Genomic DNA, 18,352 nt, shown 5'->3' on the forward strand with positions numbered 1-18,352 from the left:
AGTAGATTGATTATGACAACAGTTGATTGGCAACCAGTTAAGGATTATTCAGAGATCATTTTTGAACGGGCAGGAAAGATTGCGAAAATAACGATGAATCGTCCGCAAAAAATGAATGCCTTCACGCCGGTTACAATCCAAGAAATGATCGATGCATTTACGATCTGTCGTGATGATAGCACAATTGGCGTAATTATCCTAACTGGTGCCGGTGATAAAGCCTTCTCATCTGGTGGTGATCAAGGTGTTCGGGGGAATGGCGGTTACGTAGGTCCAGATAAGATTGCACGCCTTAACGTTCTTGATTTGCAACATTTGATTCGGATCATTCCTAAACCAGTTATTGCGATGGTGAAAGGCTGGTCTGTTGGCGGCGGAAATATTTTACAATTAGTCTGTGATTTAACCATTGCAGCTGATAATGCAAAATTTGGTCAAACGGGTCCTAAAGTTGGGAGCTTTGATGCTGGATACGGATCAGGATATTTAGCACGGGTTATTGGTCATAAGCGGGCTAAGGAAGTATGGTTTCTAAATCACTTTTATAGCGCAGAAGAAGCATATCAGATGAATTGGATTAATAAGGTTGTTCCGCTAGACCAGGTCGAATCGGTTACTCTTGACTGGTGTAATGAGATCCTAAAGAAGTCACCAACAGCTTTACGGTTTATTAAGGCGGCGATGAACGCTGATACTGATGGACTAGCTGGTCTCCAGCAATTAGGCGGGGATGCAACGATGCTCTTCTATACTACTGATGAGGGTAAAGAAGGGCGCGATGCCTTTAATGAAAAACGGGACCCAGATTTTGACCAGTTTCCAAAGTTTCCATAAAAGAAGGTTGTTAAATGGAAACACAAAATTGGCTGCTAAAACAGGCGGCTACTCAACCATATCATGTTGCGGTTGATGATGGAAATGAACAGTTAACTTTTGCAGAATTAAAAAAACAAGTTGAGCTGTTGAAAGGAAAAATTGACCAGCTTAACCCCGGTTCACGCGTGGGGTTGCTTGCAGCTAATACCCTTATCAGCTATCAGCTTGCATTAGCGATTATTTGCAGCGGACGAACAATTGTCTGGCTCAATTGGCGGTTGGCTGATGAAGAATTAAGACGGCAAATTAATGATAGTGAATTACGTTTATGTCTAGTTGAAGACTCTTTATGGCGTCCAAAAATGGAAAAACCATTTAAAGCATATTCGGCATTTATGGCAATTGTGGCTGAGCCAAGTGTACTCGTCCCAACGTTTAACGCCGAACAGGTTGCAAGTATTATGTACACTTCAGGAACAACTGGCAATCCTAAAGGGGTATTACAAACTTTTGGCAATCACTTTTATTCTGCCGTGGCCTCCACATTAAATCTAGGATTATCATCGTCTGATAAATGGTTGTGTGTAGCGCCGATTTTTCACATTAGTGGTTTTTCCATTATTATGCGTGGCCTGATATATGGGATGACTGTTCGGCTTGTAAAAAAATTCCGTGTTGAAGAAATTGAAAAAGTTCTAGCAAACGAAGCTGTAACAATTATGTCAGTTGTCCCGTTTATGCTCAAAAAACTAATCCTGCAACAAGAACACACCAATATTCATTACAACCCGGCATTTCGTTGCATGTTGCTTGGCGGCGGGACCATTGACCGGCAAACGTTAAAAAAGTGTTTTCGGTTATCAATTCCAGTTGTTCAGTGTTACGGGATGACTGAAACATGTTCCCAAATTATTGCATTACGTTCGGCGGATGCATTAGAAAAGGTTGGTTCAGTTGGTCAGCCTTTATTCACTACACAATTAAAGTTAAGTGAAGAGGGAGAAATACTACTAAAAACGCCAGCCTTAACTCCCGGTTACCTTAATCTACCAGCAAAGTTACCAGCCAAAATGATTGATGGCTGGTATAGGACTGGTGATATTGGACACTTAGATGCGGACGGCTACCTTTACATTGATGGACGTGCGGATGAAATGTTGATTTCTGGTGGTGAAAATATTTTTCCGCAAGAGATTGAGCAGGTATATCAGCATTACCGCGGGATTAAAGAGATTGCGGTCGTCGGAAAAAACGATGCCGAATGGGGGCAAGTCCCAGTTGCCTTTATAGTCAGTGAGCATCGCTTTTCACCAGCACAATTGATAGATTATGGATATCAGCACTTGGCCCATTATAAGGTGCCACGATGCTATATTTACGTTGATAAATTGCCTAAAAATGCTAGTGGCAAGATCCGTCGCTTTATTCTTCAAGAAAAACTTAATAAGAACTAGAAAATGAGTGTAATTAACTGCTTGTAATAGTAGCGGTTAGTTACACTCATTTTAATTACTTTTTATTTTTTACCAGCTGTTTCTTTAGCTCGCAATCGTAATCACAGGCAGCACATTTGCCCTGTTTTCCACGTTGAAAGGTCTTGATAAGGAGATAAAGAGCAAACGCGATAATTAACATAATAATAATGATATTAATAATAAGTTTCATTTGAATTCACCCAAAAAATAATTGTCCAACTTGAAAGAAAATAAACGCAATCGCATAAGCAATCACTAAACTTGAAGCAACTGAATATAACATCCATTTAGTTGAACCAGTTTCTTGCTTAATTGTTGCCAAAGTTGCAAAACATGGCGCATATAGCAGAATAAAAATCAATAGTGCATAGGCAGTCAGCGGCGTCATAAATTGGCTTAGTGATGCAATCAAGAATGCTTTACTGCTTGTATGAAACATTACCATCATACTAGAAGTAATAACCTCTTTTGCCAAAATTCCGGTAAAAAGAGCACTAATTGCCTGCCACTGGACGAGGCCAATTGGTTTAAAGACGGGTACAAGAATTCTTCCAAGATCGGCTGCAAAACTATTAGCTGAATTAGTCACAAACCCGCTAGTACCAAAACTTGATAGTACCCAAATTAGCACGGTTCCTGCAAAAATAATGGTACCTGCTTTTTTGATGAATCCTTTACCTTTATCCCAGGTTCCATGCCAAATTATATCTAAGCGGGGGAGGTGGTAGTGAGGTAACTCAACGACAAAAACAGAACTTTCTTTTACCTTAAAAAGTATTTGATAAAACTTTGCCATTCCTAAAGCTACAACTATCCCCAAAAAGTAAATAGACAATACAATTAAGGCCTGGTGACGAGGGAAAAAAGCAGCAACAAACAAGCTATATATCGGCAGCCGGGCAGAACAACTCATAAAAGGCATAATTAAGGTCGTTATCAACCTTTCTTTAGGCTGCTCAACCGTTCTTGCTGCCATAATCCCTGTGACATTACAACCAAAGCCGATGATGAGGGGGATAAAGGATTTACCGTTTAAGCCAATCATTTGCATAATCCGGTCCGTTACAAGTGCCGCCCGCGCCATGTAGCCGGAATCTTCAAGAAGCGAAATGCAAGCAAAAAGCATAAAGATTTGCGGAATAAAGGCAAGGACACCACCAACTCCCGCAATAATTCCATTTACTATTAAGGATCTTAGTGCGGGAATAGCGCCTAAATTGGTTAAAAAATTATCGACCGTTGATGAAACAGGTCCGGAGATAAAATGATCAAGCATATCCGAGAGCGGAGTGCCAACCCAATCAAAGGATAATTTAAACATAATAAAAAAGATTAAGACAAAGATTGGCAAACCTAAAATAGGGTTAGTAACAACTTTATCGATCCGGCTGGTTAATTCTACTTGGTTGCTGCCGCTTAAAGGCTGGCGGGCGCTTTTTAATGTTTCTTCAATGAATTGTAAGCGAACTTCAAAAATTTTATCAGCGAACTTTTGTGCCTCATAATATTTTTGCTGATTAAGCAGTGGTGCTAACTTTTTTTCTTGAGCAAATTTATGAATAACTTTATTTTTACTCATAAACTGGATAGCCAGCCACCGTGCAACTTGGGGCGAGAATGAAAAATCATTAACAAGAGCAGTACTTGCCTGCCTGATTGCCTGCTGAATCATTGGCGGATACTCCAAATTCAGTTGGGCAGGGTGGAGTGCTTCATAACGGATCGTTTCTTCACGAACCTTATTAATTCCTTGGTGTCCCCGCGCATTAGTTGCTGTTACTTTACAACCGAGCGTCTTTTCTAGGATATCTAAATCATATTCGTAACCAGCACGGCGTAAATCATCAATCATATTAAGAACTAAAACAACCGGGTAGCCAAGTTCAAGTACCTCGATTGTTAATAATAGGTTTCGTTTCAGCTGACTAGCATTAGTTACATTTAAAATCATATCTGGATGATTATGCATCAAATAATTAGTCACAACTGCTTCATCTTTGGTAAGCGGGTCAAGGGAATAGACACCGGGCAAATCGATGATTACGATGTCTGTTCCCTTTAATGTTCCTTGTTTCTTTTCAACAGTAACACCAGTCCAGTTGCCAACGTATGCATATTTATCGGTTAAAGAATTAAAAAGCGTGGTTTTACCAGTATTGGGATTCCCAATGAGTGCAACTGTTGCCATATCACTCGGCCTCCGTAAGCGATGTAAAGACAGCATACCGTAAGCCGATTCGTTGGTGGTCATTTTCGATTATAACCGGTCCATGAAAAGGATATTTTTGTACGACTTTGATTGGACAGCCTTCACATAATCCCATGTCGTGAAGCCGAGCAGCCGTTGCGCCATTTAAACAATCAAAAGAATGGAGAATATAATTTTGTTGAGCCATTGTTACTATTCGCCTCACTAAATATTCCTAAAGTATATAAGTGACATATTATATATGTTTATTATACACTTAAGATTATTTATAAGAAAGCGCTTGAAATAATTTAAAATGCATAGTTTTATTTTTTTAATATTCGGATATAATAAGAATGTAAAGGAATTATAAGTATTTTATAGAATATTTACTATGAATATTTTGGAATATTTCCGATCAGGAGGATGAACTATATGGCAACATTAGAGATAAAAGACCTACACGTTTCAGTTAAGGATGAGGAAAGCAAAAAAGAAAAGGAGATCCTTAAAGGGGTTAACCTTAAGATGAAGACTGGTGAGATCCATGCGATTATGGGACCGAATGGGACAGGAAAATCGACCCTTTCACAAACAATTATGGGGCACCCCAATTACCATGTTACGCAAGGAGATATTCTCTTAGATGGTGAAAGTATTGTCGATATGCCTGTTGATGAACGTGCACGAAAAGGCTTGTTCCTCGCTATGCAATATCCGGCTGAAATTCAGGGGGTTACCAATGCCGAATTTCTCCGTGCAGCGATTAATGCTCGTCGTCCTGAAGATGATCAAATTTCGGTTATGGACTTTATCAAGAAACTCGATAAGAACCTTGAATTACTTGATATGAATCAATCAATGACTGAGCGTTATCTTAATGAAGGATTTTCTGGTGGTGAAAAGAAGCGAAACGAAATTTTGCAGCTTTTAATGATTGAGCCTAGTTTTGCCATCTTGGATGAAATTGATTCAGGACTTGATATTGATGCTTTGAAGGTCGTTTCAAAAGGTGTTAATTCAATGCGCGGCGATAATTTTGGATCATTAATTATTACCCACTATCAGCGCCTATTAAACTATATTGTCCCTGATACTGTTCACGTAATGATGGGTGGCCGAATTGTCAAAACCGGTGGACCTGAACTTGCAAAGAAACTTGAAGACGAAGGTTATGCTGGACTACGTGACGAACTAGGCTTAGACATTAAACTTGTAGATGATGAAGACTAGGAGGCAGTTTAATGACAGAATTAAATTCAGCAAAGGAACAAATAATTGCTGCTAGTAAAGAAAATAATGAGTCTCAGCAATTGCTTGATCGCCGCCTGACTGCTCGGGATTTGATGGAAAAACTGCAATTACCACGAATGCAGCGTTTTAACTTCCGTAACTGGCCTTTAATACCTGATCATCCGTTAACATGGCTTAAATCTGACCCGGCCTTGGTTGAAATGCCTGCTTCGGATGATGAAGTGATTAAGGTAACTCAATTTGGGCAAACACTGCTTCATGTTAACTTGCCACAAACGTTGAAAGATCAAGGAATTATCCTCACTGATATCTTTACTGCTGCTCGTGAATATCCTGACCTATTTAATAAGTTTTTTATGACTGCAATAAAGCCGGAAGAAAACTTGTTAACGGCTTATCATCTTGCATATTTAAACTCGGGGTTATTTTTATATATTCCTAAAAATGTTGAAATTAAAAAGCCAATTGAAGCAGAGATTATCCAAGACAGTACAAGTAATGAACCACTAATTTCCCATATTTTAGTGATTGCAGATCGTGGCAGTCGGATTAAGTTTATCCAACACCTTACAACAGTTGGGGATCATGAAAACACAGCTAATATGATGATTGAATTAATGGCTCAGGAAAACAGTGAAATTGACTTTTCTTCTCTCGATGAATTTGGTCCTCATACTCATACTTACTTTAAGCGCCGAGCTGATATTGGGCGTGACGCGCATGTTGAATGGGCAGTTGGGCTGATGAATAATGGCAATACTGTTGGTGATATGGATTCTGAGCTTCTTGGCGATGGCGGTTATGCTAATTCAAAGATGATTGCAGTGACGACACGCGATCAAGAAGTTGGTGTTAATAATCGTGTTACTAATCACGGTCGACATACAACTGGATTAATTAATCAGCGTGGTGTTATCCTTGAAAAATCTGAACTAATTTTTAATGGAATTGGTCAAATTATTCATGGTGCGCATGGAGCTAAAGCAGACCAGCAAAATCGAGTATTGATTATGTCTGATCAAGCCCGCGGAGACGCCAATCCGATCCTTTTGATTGATGAAAATGATGTTGAAGCTGGTCATGCTGCTAGTGTTGGTCCAGTTGATCCTCATCAAATGTACTATTTAATGAGTCGTGGAATTCCATGTGCTCAGGCTGAGCGAATGGTTATTCGAGGATTCTTGGGTGCCGTTTTAAGTGCAATCCCATCTAAAGATGTACGTAATAAATTAATAACGATTCTCGAAAGGAAGCTCGCTGATGGACAACAATACGAATAATTACTTAGCAGATTTTCCGGCACTGGACCAGCAAGTTAATGATGAACGTCTGGCGTATCTTGATAATGCGGCAACTGTTCAACGTCCCCGACAAGTGATTAAGGCGTTAACCGACTTTTACGAGCAAGATAATGCAAATGTGCATCGCGGGGTTCATACATTAGCGGAAAGAGCTACTAAGGACTACGAAGAAGCGCGAAAAAAGGTTCAGCAATTTATTAATGCGCAGAGTTCTGATGAAATAATTTTTACTAAGGGATGTACTGATGGGTTAAACTTGGTTGCATCAACCTATGGAGAGCAAAATATTCAATCTGGTGATGAGATTGTAATTTCAATAATGGAACATCACAGTAATTTAATCCCTTGGCAGCAATTAGCTAAACGAAAGAATGCTATTTTAAAGTATATTGAGTTAACTCCAGATGGGGAGCTTGATCTTACAGATGCCAAAAATAAAATTACTGATAAAACAAAAATTGTCGCTGTTACTCATGCAAGTAATGTACTGGGGACAGTTACACCATTGAAAGAATTAGCTGCGATTGCGCACCAGCATGGGGCTATTATTGTCGGTGACGGAGCACAAGCTGTTCCACATATGGCGATCGATGTGACAGACCTTGATGTTGATTTCTATGCTTTTTCTGGTCATAAAATGATGAGTCCAATGGGGATTGGTGTTTTATATGGCAAAGCATCATTACTCCGAGAAATGCCCCCGTATCAATTTGGCGGTGAAATGATTAATGATGTTCACCGTGATCAAAGTACGTGGGCAGATATCCCGTTTAAATTTGAAGCGGGGACGCAAAATATTGCTGGTGCAGTCGGCTTAGGTGCAGCAATCGACTACTTAAACAATATTGGAATGGATAATGTTCAGAAAAAGGAGCAGGAACTGGTTGATTACGTGCTCCCACAATTAATTGCTATTCCAGATGTTCAAGTTTACGGACCACAATCACCAGCAAAACATACAGGTGTAATCGCATTTAATATTAACGGGTTACACCCGCACGATGTTGCAACGGCTCTAGATATGGATGGTGTTGCTGTACGTGCTGGTCATCATTGTGCCCAGCCATTAATGGAAGATTTAGGCGTAACTGCTACAGCACGTGCTAGTTTTTATTTCTACAATACTAAAAACGATGCAGATCAACTAATAAAGGCAATCAAGGAAACAAAGGAGTTCTTTAACATTGGGACTATCTAAGTTAAATGGTTTATATCGTGAAGTGATTCTCGACTATGCTAACCATCCACATAATAAAGGGGAGTTAGCAACAACGACAAATGCAATGACTCTTCATAATCCGACATGTGGTGATACAATCAATCTCCAAGTCGAAGTTGAAGACAATAAGATAAAGGACATTGCTTATACTGGTGATGGTTGTACGATTAGTCAGGCTTCTGCCAGTATGATGACTGATGCGGTAAAGGGGAAAACAACTGATGAAGCTTTGGCAATGGCAAAAACTTTTTCAGATATGGCAATTGGAAAAGAGCATTCGGCAGCGGACTTATCTCAATTAGGAGATGCTCAAATCCTGACAAGCATCATGGAATTCCCCGCAAGAATTAAATGCGCTACGTTATCGTGGTGGGCATTGCAACGAGCTTTATTAAAAGATAGCGAGGAGGAAGAAAATAATGAGTAATGACGCGGCCAGTATCATAAATAATAATGACCAGTATGAATACGGTTTTCATGATGATGTAAAACCCGAGTATTCGACTGGAAGAGGGTTAACAGAAGAAACCGTTCGGCAAATTTCAGCAGCAAAGCATGAGCCACAGTGGATGCTTGATTACCGCTTAAAAGCGTATGAAATTTATAAAAAGTTGCCAATGCCTAAGTTTGGTCCTGATTTGTCAGAACTAGACCTTAAAAACATGCTTTACTATCAAAAAATGACAGATAAAAAGTTTCGGGATTGGGAAGACGTTCCGGAAGATTTGAAACGAACCTTTGACAGATTAGGTGTTCCGGAAGCAGAGCGAAAATATCTTGCTGGGTCATCTGCTCAATATGAATCGGAAGTTGTTTATCACAACATGAAAAATGAGTTTGAGAAGCTAGGGATTATCTTTACTGATACTGATACGGCATTAAAAGAATATCCTGAACTATTTAAGAAATGGTTTGGTAAGCTAGTTCAACCAACCGATAATAAATTTGCTGCCTTAAATGCGGCCGTTTGGTCAGGCGGGTCCTTCATTTATGTACCAAAAGGGGTTAAAACAAAGACCCCAATTCAATCTTATTTCCGTTTAAATGCTGAAAATTCTGGTCAGTTTGAACGGACACTGATTATTGTTGATGAAGGAGCAAGTGTTGATTATGTAGAAGGGTGTACAGCCCCTAATTACTCATCAGATAGCCTTCACGCTGCGGTTGTTGAGGTAAATGTATGTAAAGATGCCTATTGTCGGTATACTACAATCCAAAACTGGTCTGATAATGTCTATAGTCTTGAAACAAAGCGGGCTGCTGCTGCTGAAAATGCAACGATGGAATGGGTTGATGGTAACCTTGGTTCAAAGGTGACAATGAAATACCCAAGTGTCTACCTTAATGGTGAAGGTGCTCGTGGAACGATGCTGTCTATTGCAGTTGCAAGTAATGGTATTCACCAGGATTCAGGAGCACGGATGATTCATAATGCAAAGAATACTTCTAGCTCAATCGTTTCAAAGTCGATTGCTAAAACTGGCGGTTCGACTGATTACCGTGGAACGGTGCGCTTTGGCAAGCATTCTGATGGTTCAAAAGCCCATGTTGAATGTGACACGATTATTATGGATGACCAGTCATCCTCTGATACAATTCCGTATAATGAGATTGATAATGCACATGTAGCCATGGAGCATGAAGCAAAAGTATCTAAAATTTCAGAAGAACAGCTTTATTACCTGATGAGTCGGGGTATTTCTGAAGCAAAAGCAACTGAAATGATTATTATGGGCTTTGTTGAGCCGTTTACTAAGCAACTGCCGATGGAATATGCAGTTGAATTGAACCGCTTGATTAGTTTTGAAATGGAAGGTTCAATTGGTTAATATGTGTTTTTGATTATGGCAATTGAACTAACAAATAAAGTTGGGAGGAACGTTTATGGCTGACGAAAAAGAAACTCCTTTTTCCCCCATTGAAAACAAAGTAATGGACGCCCTTGAAGAAGTTATTGATCCTGAACTAGGGATTGACCTTGTTAATTTAGGACTTATTTATGATGTTAAAGTTGATGAGAGTGGGGAATGTACTGTTACCATGACATTAACTACAATGGGATGTCCATTAGGTGATATCTTGAACCGTGACATCACTAAGGCAGTTACTTCTGTTGAGGGAGTAAACAAGTGCAATATTAACTTAGTCTGGGAACCGGTTTGGGATTTGTCAAGGATGAGCAGGTTTGCTAAAATTGCTTTAGGCATTCACGGTTAAAGATCAATAGGGGGCAAACATGGATATTAAGCGCTTTGTTCATCAACGAAAAAGACTTGGCTATTCACAGGTGGCTTTAAGCAAGGGAATTTGTACGCAATCAACCCTAAGCAAGTTTGAAAATAATGGCCAAATACCATCACTTTCAATTCTTGAACAGCTTTGTGACCGGCTTGGCTTAACAATTGATGATTTAAATAAAAATAATACATCGTCTATTCGCTATATTCGTAATCTTCTTGATGAGATTGAATTAGCCTTAATGATCGAACAATTTCCGCAAGCAGTAAGTAAGTTAAAGAAGGTTCAGTTAGCGGACTTAAAATCCCCGCAAGATAAGATGCAGTATTATTACGTAAAGGGAATGATATATACTCTTACTAATAATAATGCGTCGACTAGCCTATTTAATTTTACTAAGATCCTTGATGAGCTAGATGAACAGCATCGAACTATCTATTCACCATTGGCTTATCTTGGCTCAGGAATCCTTTATGCGCGGCAGAATTCAATGGAACATGCCGATTTCTTCTTTTCAAAGGTAATATCGTACTTACGTTCAAAAGCAGATGAAGATTTAGCTGGTGCTGAGCGGAATTATTACTTGCGAATTGTAACAATGATGTATTATGCTGCAGAATACCATGCCCTTAATAAACGATTAGCTGTTAGCAATCGGGTGCTCGAAACGACAACTAAAATTTGTGCAGGTAATCACGTCACGTACTTCTTGCCACGAATTAAATTGTTAGAGGCCAATAATGCAATTGAACTGGGCGAAAGTTCTGACAAGGTTCGGCGGTTACTAACAGAAGCAGAGGTCTTTGCTCGTTTCAATTCAAATAATGTAGTTGAAGTTCAGGTAGCGGCGTTATTAAATAATCTTGATAAGACGATTAGCAACAAATAATTATAAAATCCAAAAGGGAAGAAACTAGAATTATAGCTTCTTCCCTTTACTTATATTATAAGTCTACTAAATTGTGATGAACGGCATAATGGAGCAACTGGGCGTGCGAACTAAGATTAAGCTTTTGCATGATATTAGCCTTATGTGCCTCAACTGTTTTGGGTGAAATAAATAATTTAGTTGAAATCTCTTTATTTGTATAACCTAAAACAATAAAGGGTAAAACCTCGCGTTCACGTTTTGAAAGTGTAACATACTTGTCTAAATTTAATTGGGTAGGGCCGCCTTTGATAACTAACAGGTCTTCTTTCGTTACCATGATATTATTATCTAGGTATTTCTCACCCTTAGCAATCCGCTTCAGACCATCAACAAGTTCGATTACAGCAGAACTTTTTAGTACATAACCCATTGCACCATTATAGATTGCCTGATTAATATATTTTGGTTCGCTTTGCCGTGAGAAAATCATGATTTTAATATTTGGAAATCGTTCATGGATCCGTTTTACAGTAATTAAGCCATTCTCGCCAGGAGGCATCGATAATTCCATGATGATTATGTCAATATCTCCTTGCTCTATTCGCATTGAGACATCAATCCCGGATGACTTTTCACTTATTACTTTAAAATCATCTTGTTGGTCAATGAGATTTTTTACGCCCATTCGTACAATTGGATGATTATCTGCAACAAGTACTTTATACATCGTAAAGCCCACTTTCAATTTAAAAATAGTTACCCCCTACAAAAGCTATTATAAAGTTATAGCAATTAAATTACCACTAGCTAAAAGCTATTTGAAATAGTTTTAGTAAACGGCTGGAATAATTATGAAAATTTATTGCAGAAAATCACTAATGCTGTAAAATAAAAGAGGATCATTGATGACATGACAACACCAATGGTCCACAGTAGAAGTATGTTGGCGAAAGTGATTGCAGAATCACCTTCGCCCTTTATTATAACAATTTTTTATAGTAATGTAATTAAGATTTTTCTTTTGAGTATAAATTATTTTATAAAATTAAAGAAATTAGTTAACGGCTGCTTGTTTTGACTTGCCAAGCGAGAAATAAGTTCAGAATATAAAAATTTTTAATTACGAAACGGTAATATCAATGAAAGAAATAATAACAATAATCTAATAATTGGTGCATTTACTAACCTTTTGAATTAGAATATAATTATTAGCTATTCTTGAATCATGGAAAGGTGAATTATTAATGGCAGAAAAAACATTTACAACAACCGAACTTGCTAAGTTCGATGGTCGAAATGGACATCCTGCATACGTTGCAGTTAAGGGCATTGTTTATGATGTCTCTAACGTACCTGTATGGAAGAATGGCAAACACCATGGAAACCTTGCTGGTCGTGATCTAACTTCCGCGATGCCACGCTCGATTCACATGGAATCAGTATTAAAAGACATCCCTGTTGTTGGAAAACTCGTTGACTAGGAATAACTATGTAAAAAGCTGAGATTACATTTTTTTGTAACCCCAGCTTTTTATTATTAAATTGCAACCTTAAAATAATCCCGCAAGTACTTTGCCAGTCCATTATGGTCATTATCAATTGGCGTAACATCATTAGCGATTTTCTTGAGTTCAGGGATAGCATTGTTCATAGCAACACCACGTCCAGCAGCATCAAGCATCTCAAAGTCGTTGTGTTCATCACCAAATGCAATAATGTTTTGACGATCGATTTGATATTGTTCTGCAATATAAAACATGCCCGATTCTTTATGAGTCCCACGATGAATTAATTCTAAAATATTGTAGGGGCCACCCCAAACTCGCGGCTCAACAAAGTCACCGTATTTTTCGTTAACTGCTTTAATAATCTCTTCTTCATGCTCAGGCTGGTATTGGATTGTTAGAGCAATAGGGTTACTTGTTAAGTTAGCCGAGTTTAATAACTGGTCCTTTCTTAGTTTATTCGGTAAAAATTCAGGGAGATCATTGCTTGCCTGGTTCGCCCAAACATGATATTTATTTTCAACGGTGATTGTATTAATACCAAGTTCCTGGCGGTTAGCAAGGAGGTCAAGGGCCAGTTCCCTTGTTAATTCAATATCATATTCTTTATCCCAGTGTTCATGCGGGATGTGAGTGAGCGCGCCGTTAAAGTTAACCATTGGCGTTTTGATTCCGATTTGATCATAAATATGTTGAGCGATTCGGTATGGCCGCCCGGTAATGATACTAACGATATGACCTTCACGTGCTAGGGCGCGAAGAGTTACGATTGTTTCATTAGTTAATTTAGACTGATTATTTAAGGTTGTACCATCAAGATCAAGGGCTATTAAATGTTGATCCATTGCCATATCACTTCTCTTTCCATAAAATATACAATTATAATATTTTATACAAAAAGTTAGCGCTTTGCCAAGCATTTTGGCTCAAAAAATAACAAAATAAGTTACAATAAAGACACTAAGATATAGAGGAGCGAAATAACGTGCAATTACCGGATAAATTTGTCACGAAATACAAAAAATTAATGGGGGCAGAAGCAAATGAATTTTTAGCAGCTCTTAATCAGCCAAGTTATAGTGGCTTTCGCGAGAATCCCCTAAAGAACGGCCAACCGACATCAGCGATTAATCAATCTATTGGCAAAGTACCGTATGTTTCAACCGGTTACTATGGTCAAGTTAATGGTAAATCATTAGATCATGTTACTGGATGGGTTTATAGTCAAGAACCTTCTGCAATGTTTGTCGGGGAAGTAGTTGATCCGCAACCGGGGGACCGTGTTTTTGATTTGTGCGCTGCTCCTGGCGGCAAGACTACTCATTTGATTGGAAAAATGAATAATGAAGGGTTACTAGTTGCAAATGAGATTTTTCCGAAGCGCGCTAAAATCTTAGCGGAGAATCTTGAAAGATGGGGAGCAAAAAATGCTGTTGTTACTAGTGAGAGCCCTGCTGATCTAGAAAAACAGTTTCCAAAATACTTTGACCGTATTCTTGTGGATGCTCCGTGTTCTGGAGAAGGAATGTTTAGGAAGGAACCAGCAGGAATTGAATATTGGTCGCCAGATTACCCAGCGGAATGTGCTAATCGCCAGCAAAAGATTTTAGCTTCAGCGATGAAAATGTTAAAGCCGGGCGGGGTACTTGTCTACTCTACCTGTACATTTGCTCCTGAAGAAGATGAGCAAAATATTTCATGGCTGCTTAATAATTATCCGCATTTAGAATTAATGGCAATAAAAAAGGCCGCCGGAATGGATGACGGTCGACCGGAGTGGGCTGATAATAATAGCGACCTAAAGAAGACAGTGCGACTATTTCCTCATCATATTAAAGGTGAAGGCCACTTTATTGCTAAATTGATTAATAAAACTCCAGCCGCAGTCCCAGAAAAGCATAAAAAGAAAAATAAGCGCAAAAAACAATCTATTGTAAGACCGGATAAAACGCAGCTTAAGTTGTTTGAACAATTCCAGACGAAGGTATTTCCTAATTATCAACCTCATCAGCTAATTTTATTTGGCGATCAGTTATATGATTTGCCACTTGAGGAAGATAAAATGGCGGGATTAAATGTTTTACGTCCCGGTTTACATTTAGGAACTTTTAAGAAAAATCGGTTTGAACCATCTCTTGCGTGGGCCTTAGCTAGCCTCCCTGATGAAACAGAGCAGGTAATTGAACTCGATGAGGATCAATGGCGCCAGTATGTTCATGGAGATGTGATAAATATTGCTGATAATCAGGCAAATGGATGGTATCTCTTAGTTTGCAACCGTCATTCTGCTGGCTTTGGGAAGCTAGTTAACGGGACTGTTAAGAACTTCTATCCAAAAGGTTTACGATTCTAAGGGGGAGAAATAATAAAATGAAAGAAAAAACTGCTGTTCACGTTAATGGTTATTTAGGACTCTTGTGTGCAATCCTTGTTGGTGCAGCGAGTCTTTGGCTTATTTTTGCTGGCTTTACTGGTAGTATGCCAGTGTTATTAACAATCGGCATCATTCTGCTGGTGGTTGTGATTCTCTTTAGTACATCACTGACTATTATCCAGCCTAATGAGGCCAAAGTACTAACCTTTTTTGGTAACTATATTGGAACCATTCGCGATGCCGGCTTATTTATGACAATTCCGTTTACGAATAAGGAGACGGTTTCTCTACGGGTCTGCAACTTTAATAGTCAAATTCTTAAAGTAAATGATTCAAAAGGAAACCCAATCGAAATTGCCGCCGTTATTGTATATAAAGTTGTTGATACGGCCAAGGCGCTTTTCTCGGTTGATGATTATGAACAATTCGTCCAAATTCAAAGTGAATCTGCTGTGCGACACGTTGCTAGTGAATATCCTTATGATAGCTTTGAAAATCAAGATGTTATTACTTTACGGGGGAACCCAACAGAGGTATCGGAAAGGTTAACTGCTGAACTTCAGGACCGCTTAAATGTTGCAGGCGTTAAAATTATCGAAACCCGATTAACGCACTTAGCCTATGCAACTGAAATAGCGAGTGCAATGCTTCAAAAACAACAGTCATCGGCGATCCTTTCAGCACGTAAAATTATTGTTGAAGGAGCTGTTTCAATTACTGAAGAAGCAATTAATCGTTTGAATAAGGAAGCCAACCTTAACTTAACCGATGAACAGCGCCTTCAAATTATTAATAACATTATGGTAGCAATAATTAGTGAACGTGGAACGCAACCAGTAATCAACACAGGAAACCAAGGATAGATGATATGTTTAACGATTCTAATGGCTGAACAGGTATAGCTGATGGAATGACTAAAGCCGGATTATTAAATTATCTTTGGAAATAATGAACGGAGACCACTAAAATCATAGTAGCCTCCGTTTATTATTTTTAAATATAACTATTTATTTTCTTCAACTAGTTGTTTTGCTAGGGCGAAGTTACCGAGGGTTGCTGAACCGTTTCCAGGAACCGAGGGATTGACAATATATTCGTCAAGCGGGCCAACTGGAAGATAGTCATTCCATAACATTGCAAACTGTTTACGAACACGCTCTAAGAATGCTGGACGAGAAACGCTTCCACCGAAAATAATCTTTTGCGGACGTAAAATTGCTGTAATCTGAACAGCGGCTTGAGCAACATAGTAAGCCATGATATCCCAAACCGGGTGATTATCCGGGACATCTTCACCGCTGATCCCCAGTCGTGCTTTGAATGTTGGACCAGATACTAAGCCTTCTAGGCAATCATGATGGTAAGGACAAATCCCAGTAAAGTTCATATCTGCAGGGTGACGTTGAAGGCGTACATGACCCATTTCAGGAGTGCTTATTCCGCCAATAAAATGACCGTTTTGGATTGCGCCAGCGCCAACACCGGTTCCTAAAGTGTAGTAAACAAGTGCCGGATTATCAAACTTGTTTCTTAAATTAACATATTCGCCGTATACTGAACCGTTAACGTCCGTTGTCCAGTAGATTGGGATATCAAGGGCATCTGTCATTATTCCAACAAAATTGCAATTTTGCCATTTGACCTTAGGCGTATCCGTGATATAGCCATACTTCTCACTAGCCGGGTTCGTATCGATTGGCCCAAAACTAGCAATTGAAAGGGCGGCTAAATCTGGATACTGCTTAAAGAACTCGATACAGGCACCTAACGTTTCTTCAGGGGTAGTGGTAGGAATAATCTTTTTATCAATTTCGTTAAACTTTTCGTCACCAACAGCACATACAAATTTAGTACCGCCAGCTTCTATACTTCCTAATAGCATAATTAAAACCTCATTTAATTTAAAGTGAACGTTTATCAGATTGATAACTATGTTTGAGTATAAACCTTAGAAAGCGGTATCACAAGAACAATTATTAGCTTTTTGTGTATAAAACGTTTCACCTAGTTAATTAATTTTGAACTTTCCCGCCATGTAATCTTAGCAGGGAGGTTAATATGAATCGGTACTTCATCAGTATTGATAATTCGCTGAACTAGTCGTCTTACGGCTAATTGACCCATTGCTACGCTAGACGGGTTAATGGATGAAAGCGACGGGGTCATATATGCGGCAATTTCCGAATCATTATAACTAATAACGTGAATATCTTGTGGAACAGTAAGTCCATACTGCTTAATTGCACGGTATGCGCCAACTGCTAACTGATCACTAGCAATTAAAACTAATTGTAAATGATTTTTAAGAAGGCGATTCATCCCTTCAAAGCCATCTTTGGGAGTCCAGCCCTTAATTACTAAATTAGGGGTTAACTGATGAGCCTTCATCCACATCAAGTAAGCTTTTGCACGGATATCTTGGTAACTGTCAGGTACGATTCCAGTTAAGGACATTGGCTGAATATTACCGCCAAGGAAGCCGATATCAGTAATTTTATTTTTAAGAAAATGATCTAAGATGGCTTGGGTTTCTTCAAAGTACGAGTTGCGAATAATGTCATACTGTGAAAAATAACGGGTCTCATCAATCAAAATAAGGCGGGGATTATTCTGATAAAGTTCTGCGTAAAATTCTTCAGTGAATACACCTGCCACAATGATTCCGTCATATTTTTTTACGTCAGCAAACTGAAAACCTTTATTAGGAAAACGAATAAAGCCTTTAACTTGAATGCCTTCTTTAGATGCTTCCTGAATTATCCCATCATGAACTTGAATAAAATATGGATCATGAGCTTCATTTTCAAGGGAATGGGTAGTAATAACTAAAAGCGAAAGAGATTTTGGACGGTTGACGGTCTTATTCGCGTGTGGCTGATAGTTATATTTTTCAACAATCCTTTTAATCCGCTTTTTAGTTTGATCACTAACTGAGAAAGACGGATCGTTATTTAAGACTCGTGAAACAGTTGCTGGAGAGACGCCAGCTTCTTGGGCAATTTTTCTAATACCAATCATATGCTCACCTCTACTATAATTACCATCTAGCATACCACATTTTAGTAAACGTTTAGTAAGCCGTAATAGCGCCTTATCTAACTTTTGACAGTG

The 18,352-nt window shown here is 38.8% G+C and carries 19 protein-coding genes; 12 read left to right on the forward strand and 7 right to left on the reverse strand.

What is annotated here, in order from left to right; genetic code table 11:
• Window positions 1–12: 12 nt before the first annotated feature.
• Entirely contained in the window at window positions 13–834 is an 822-nt protein-coding gene (gene menB, locus IEU90_RS04050) for a 1,4-dihydroxy-2-naphthoyl-CoA synthase (protein WP_153709665.1), read from the forward strand.
• A gap of 14 nt (window positions 835–848) precedes the next feature.
• The gene (locus IEU90_RS04055; protein ID WP_153709664.1) at window positions 849–2,270 is read left to right on the forward strand and encodes an o-succinylbenzoate--CoA ligase; all 1,422 of its coding nucleotides are present in this window, start codon (window positions 849–851) and stop codon (window positions 2,268–2,270) included.
• 55 nt (window positions 2,271–2,325) lie between these two features.
• Here IEU90_RS04055 and IEU90_RS04060 read toward each other — a convergent pair whose 3' ends face one another.
• The 3 genes from IEU90_RS04060 to IEU90_RS04070 are packed head-to-tail and all read right to left on the reverse strand — an operon-like array spanning window position 2,326 to window position 4,687.
• Window positions 2,326–2,481, reverse strand: a complete 156-nt coding sequence (locus tag IEU90_RS04060) for a FeoB-associated Cys-rich membrane protein (RefSeq protein WP_153709663.1) — start codon at window positions 2,479–2,481, stop codon at window positions 2,326–2,328.
• Between the two features lie 6 nt (window positions 2,482–2,487).
• On the reverse strand, window positions 2,488–4,479 hold the full coding sequence (gene feoB, locus IEU90_RS04065) for a ferrous iron transport protein B (protein WP_153709662.1): 1,992 nt from the start codon (window positions 4,477–4,479) through the stop codon (window positions 2,488–2,490).
• 1 nt (window position 4,480) lies between these two features.
• Window positions 4,481–4,687, reverse strand: coding sequence for a FeoA family protein (locus IEU90_RS04070; protein ID WP_153709661.1), 207 nt, complete (start codon window positions 4,685–4,687; stop codon window positions 4,481–4,483).
• A 227-nt stretch (window positions 4,688–4,914) separates the two neighbouring features.
• Between IEU90_RS04070 and sufC the strand changes: the two genes are divergently transcribed.
• The 7 genes from sufC to IEU90_RS04105 are packed head-to-tail and all read left to right on the forward strand — an operon-like array spanning window position 4,915 to window position 11,380.
• Window positions 4,915–5,712 carry a Fe-S cluster assembly ATPase SufC gene (gene sufC / locus IEU90_RS04075; RefSeq protein WP_153709660.1) on the forward strand — a complete coding sequence of 266 codons (798 nt, stop codon included), beginning with the start codon at window positions 4,915–4,917 and terminating at the stop codon, window positions 5,710–5,712.
• Window positions 5,713–5,723: 11 nt separating this feature from the next.
• Window positions 5,724–7,013, forward strand: a complete 1,290-nt coding sequence (gene sufD / locus IEU90_RS04080; protein ID WP_188357766.1) for a Fe-S cluster assembly protein SufD — start codon at window positions 5,724–5,726, stop codon at window positions 7,011–7,013.
• On the forward strand, window positions 6,994–8,232 hold the full coding sequence (locus IEU90_RS04085; protein ID WP_153709658.1) for an aminotransferase class V-fold PLP-dependent enzyme: 1,239 nt from the start codon (window positions 6,994–6,996) through the stop codon (window positions 8,230–8,232). The genes sufD and IEU90_RS04085 overlap by 20 nt, the downstream gene beginning before the upstream one ends.
• Window positions 8,219–8,680 carry a Fe-S cluster assembly sulfur transfer protein SufU gene (sufU, locus tag IEU90_RS04090; protein ID WP_153709657.1) on the forward strand — a complete coding sequence of 154 codons (462 nt, stop codon included), beginning with the start codon at window positions 8,219–8,221 and terminating at the stop codon, window positions 8,678–8,680. The genes IEU90_RS04085 and sufU overlap by 14 nt, the downstream gene beginning before the upstream one ends.
• Window positions 8,673–10,082 (forward strand): Fe-S cluster assembly protein SufB, encoded by a 1,410-nt coding sequence (sufB, locus tag IEU90_RS04095; RefSeq protein WP_153709656.1) that lies wholly within the window; start codon window positions 8,673–8,675, stop codon window positions 10,080–10,082. The genes sufU and sufB overlap by 8 nt, the downstream gene beginning before the upstream one ends.
• A 55-nt stretch (window positions 10,083–10,137) precedes the next feature.
• On the forward strand, window positions 10,138–10,470 hold the full coding sequence (locus IEU90_RS04100; RefSeq protein ID WP_153709655.1) for a metal-sulfur cluster assembly factor: 333 nt from the start codon (window positions 10,138–10,140) through the stop codon (window positions 10,468–10,470).
• A 19-nt stretch (window positions 10,471–10,489) separates the two neighbouring features.
• Window positions 10,490–11,380 carry a helix-turn-helix domain-containing protein gene (locus tag IEU90_RS04105; protein WP_153709654.1) on the forward strand — a complete coding sequence of 297 codons (891 nt, stop codon included), beginning with the start codon at window positions 10,490–10,492 and terminating at the stop codon, window positions 11,378–11,380.
• Between the two features lie 55 nt (window positions 11,381–11,435).
• On the opposite strand, the gene IEU90_RS04110 is transcribed toward IEU90_RS04105, so the two are convergent.
• Window positions 11,436–12,089, reverse strand: coding sequence for a LuxR C-terminal-related transcriptional regulator (locus IEU90_RS04110; protein WP_153709653.1), 654 nt, complete (start codon window positions 12,087–12,089; stop codon window positions 11,436–11,438).
• 517 nt (window positions 12,090–12,606) lie between these two features.
• Between IEU90_RS04110 and IEU90_RS04115 the strand changes: the two genes are divergently transcribed.
• Window positions 12,607–12,843 carry a cytochrome b5 domain-containing protein gene (locus IEU90_RS04115; RefSeq protein WP_153709652.1) on the forward strand — a complete coding sequence of 79 codons (237 nt, stop codon included), beginning with the start codon at window positions 12,607–12,609 and terminating at the stop codon, window positions 12,841–12,843.
• A gap of 56 nt (window positions 12,844–12,899) precedes the next feature.
• Here the strand turns inward: IEU90_RS04115 and IEU90_RS04120 are convergent, their stop codons facing one another.
• Window positions 12,900–13,712 (reverse strand): Cof-type HAD-IIB family hydrolase, encoded by an 813-nt coding sequence (locus IEU90_RS04120; RefSeq protein ID WP_153709806.1) that lies wholly within the window; start codon window positions 13,710–13,712, stop codon window positions 12,900–12,902.
• Window positions 13,713–13,852: 140 nt separating this feature from the next.
• Between IEU90_RS04120 and IEU90_RS04125 the strand changes: the two genes are divergently transcribed.
• Together IEU90_RS04125 and IEU90_RS04130 are read left to right on the forward strand one after the other, a co-directional pair.
• Window positions 13,853–15,220 carry an RsmF rRNA methyltransferase first C-terminal domain-containing protein gene (locus tag IEU90_RS04125; protein ID WP_188357767.1) on the forward strand — a complete coding sequence of 456 codons (1,368 nt, stop codon included), beginning with the start codon at window positions 13,853–13,855 and terminating at the stop codon, window positions 15,218–15,220.
• Window positions 15,221–15,237: 17 nt separating this feature from the next.
• Complete coding sequence (locus tag IEU90_RS04130) at window positions 15,238–16,104, forward strand: SPFH domain-containing protein (RefSeq protein ID WP_153709651.1); 867 nt, start codon at window positions 15,238–15,240, stop codon at window positions 16,102–16,104.
• A gap of 140 nt (window positions 16,105–16,244) precedes the next feature.
• Here IEU90_RS04130 and scrK read toward each other — a convergent pair whose 3' ends face one another.
• A complete protein-coding gene (gene scrK / locus IEU90_RS04135) occupies window positions 16,245–17,123 on the reverse strand; it encodes a fructokinase ScrK (protein ID WP_163704063.1) in 879 nt (292 codons plus the stop codon).
• A 122-nt stretch (window positions 17,124–17,245) separates the two neighbouring features.
• Window positions 17,246–18,259: a LacI family DNA-binding transcriptional regulator gene (locus IEU90_RS04140; RefSeq protein ID WP_153709649.1), complete on the reverse strand. Its 1,014-nt coding sequence runs from the start codon at window positions 18,257–18,259 to the stop codon at window positions 17,246–17,248.
• Window positions 18,260–18,352: the final 93 nt, after the last annotated feature.

It is taken from the genome of Limosilactobacillus caviae, assembly GCF_014635905.1.
Lineage (GTDB): Bacteria > Bacillota > Bacilli > Lactobacillales > Lactobacillaceae > Limosilactobacillus > Limosilactobacillus caviae.

Excerpts from the sequence above, each read along its gene's own strand:
- menB (WP_153709665.1), top strand. The coding sequence starts at position 13 with ATGACAACAGTTGATTGGCAACCAGTTAAGGATTATTCAGAGATCATT.
- IEU90_RS04055 (WP_153709664.1), top strand. The coding sequence starts at position 849 with ATGGAAACACAAAATTGGCTGCTAAAACAGGCGGCTACTCAACCATAT.
- IEU90_RS04060 (WP_153709663.1), bottom strand. The coding sequence starts at position 2,481 with ATGAAACTTATTATTAATATCATTATTATTATGTTAATTATCGCGTTT.
- feoB (WP_153709662.1), bottom strand. The coding sequence starts at position 4,479 with ATGGCAACAGTTGCACTCATTGGGAATCCCAATACTGGTAAAACCACG.
- IEU90_RS04070 (WP_153709661.1), bottom strand. The coding sequence starts at position 4,687 with ATGGCTCAACAAAATTATATTCTCCATTCTTTTGATTGTTTAAATGGC.
- sufC (WP_153709660.1), top strand. The coding sequence starts at position 4,915 with ATGGCAACATTAGAGATAAAAGACCTACACGTTTCAGTTAAGGATGAG.
- sufD (WP_188357766.1), top strand. The coding sequence starts at position 5,724 with ATGACAGAATTAAATTCAGCAAAGGAACAAATAATTGCTGCTAGTAAA.
- IEU90_RS04085 (WP_153709658.1), top strand. The coding sequence starts at position 6,994 with ATGGACAACAATACGAATAATTACTTAGCAGATTTTCCGGCACTGGAC.
- sufB (WP_153709656.1), top strand. The coding sequence starts at position 8,673 with ATGAGTAATGACGCGGCCAGTATCATAAATAATAATGACCAGTATGAA.
- IEU90_RS04100 (WP_153709655.1), top strand. The coding sequence starts at position 10,138 with ATGGCTGACGAAAAAGAAACTCCTTTTTCCCCCATTGAAAACAAAGTA.
- IEU90_RS04105 (WP_153709654.1), top strand. The coding sequence starts at position 10,490 with ATGGATATTAAGCGCTTTGTTCATCAACGAAAAAGACTTGGCTATTCA.
- IEU90_RS04110 (WP_153709653.1), bottom strand. The coding sequence starts at position 12,089 with ATGTATAAAGTACTTGTTGCAGATAATCATCCAATTGTACGAATGGGC.
- IEU90_RS04115 (WP_153709652.1), top strand. The coding sequence starts at position 12,607 with ATGGCAGAAAAAACATTTACAACAACCGAACTTGCTAAGTTCGATGGT.
- IEU90_RS04120 (WP_153709806.1), bottom strand. The coding sequence starts at position 13,712 with ATGGATCAACATTTAATAGCCCTTGATCTTGATGGTACAACCTTAAAT.
- IEU90_RS04130 (WP_153709651.1), top strand. The coding sequence starts at position 15,238 with ATGAAAGAAAAAACTGCTGTTCACGTTAATGGTTATTTAGGACTCTTG.
- scrK (WP_163704063.1), bottom strand. The coding sequence starts at position 17,123 with ATGCTATTAGGAAGTATAGAAGCTGGCGGTACTAAATTTGTATGTGCT.
- IEU90_RS04140 (WP_153709649.1), bottom strand. The coding sequence starts at position 18,259 with ATGATTGGTATTAGAAAAATTGCCCAAGAAGCTGGCGTCTCTCCAGCA.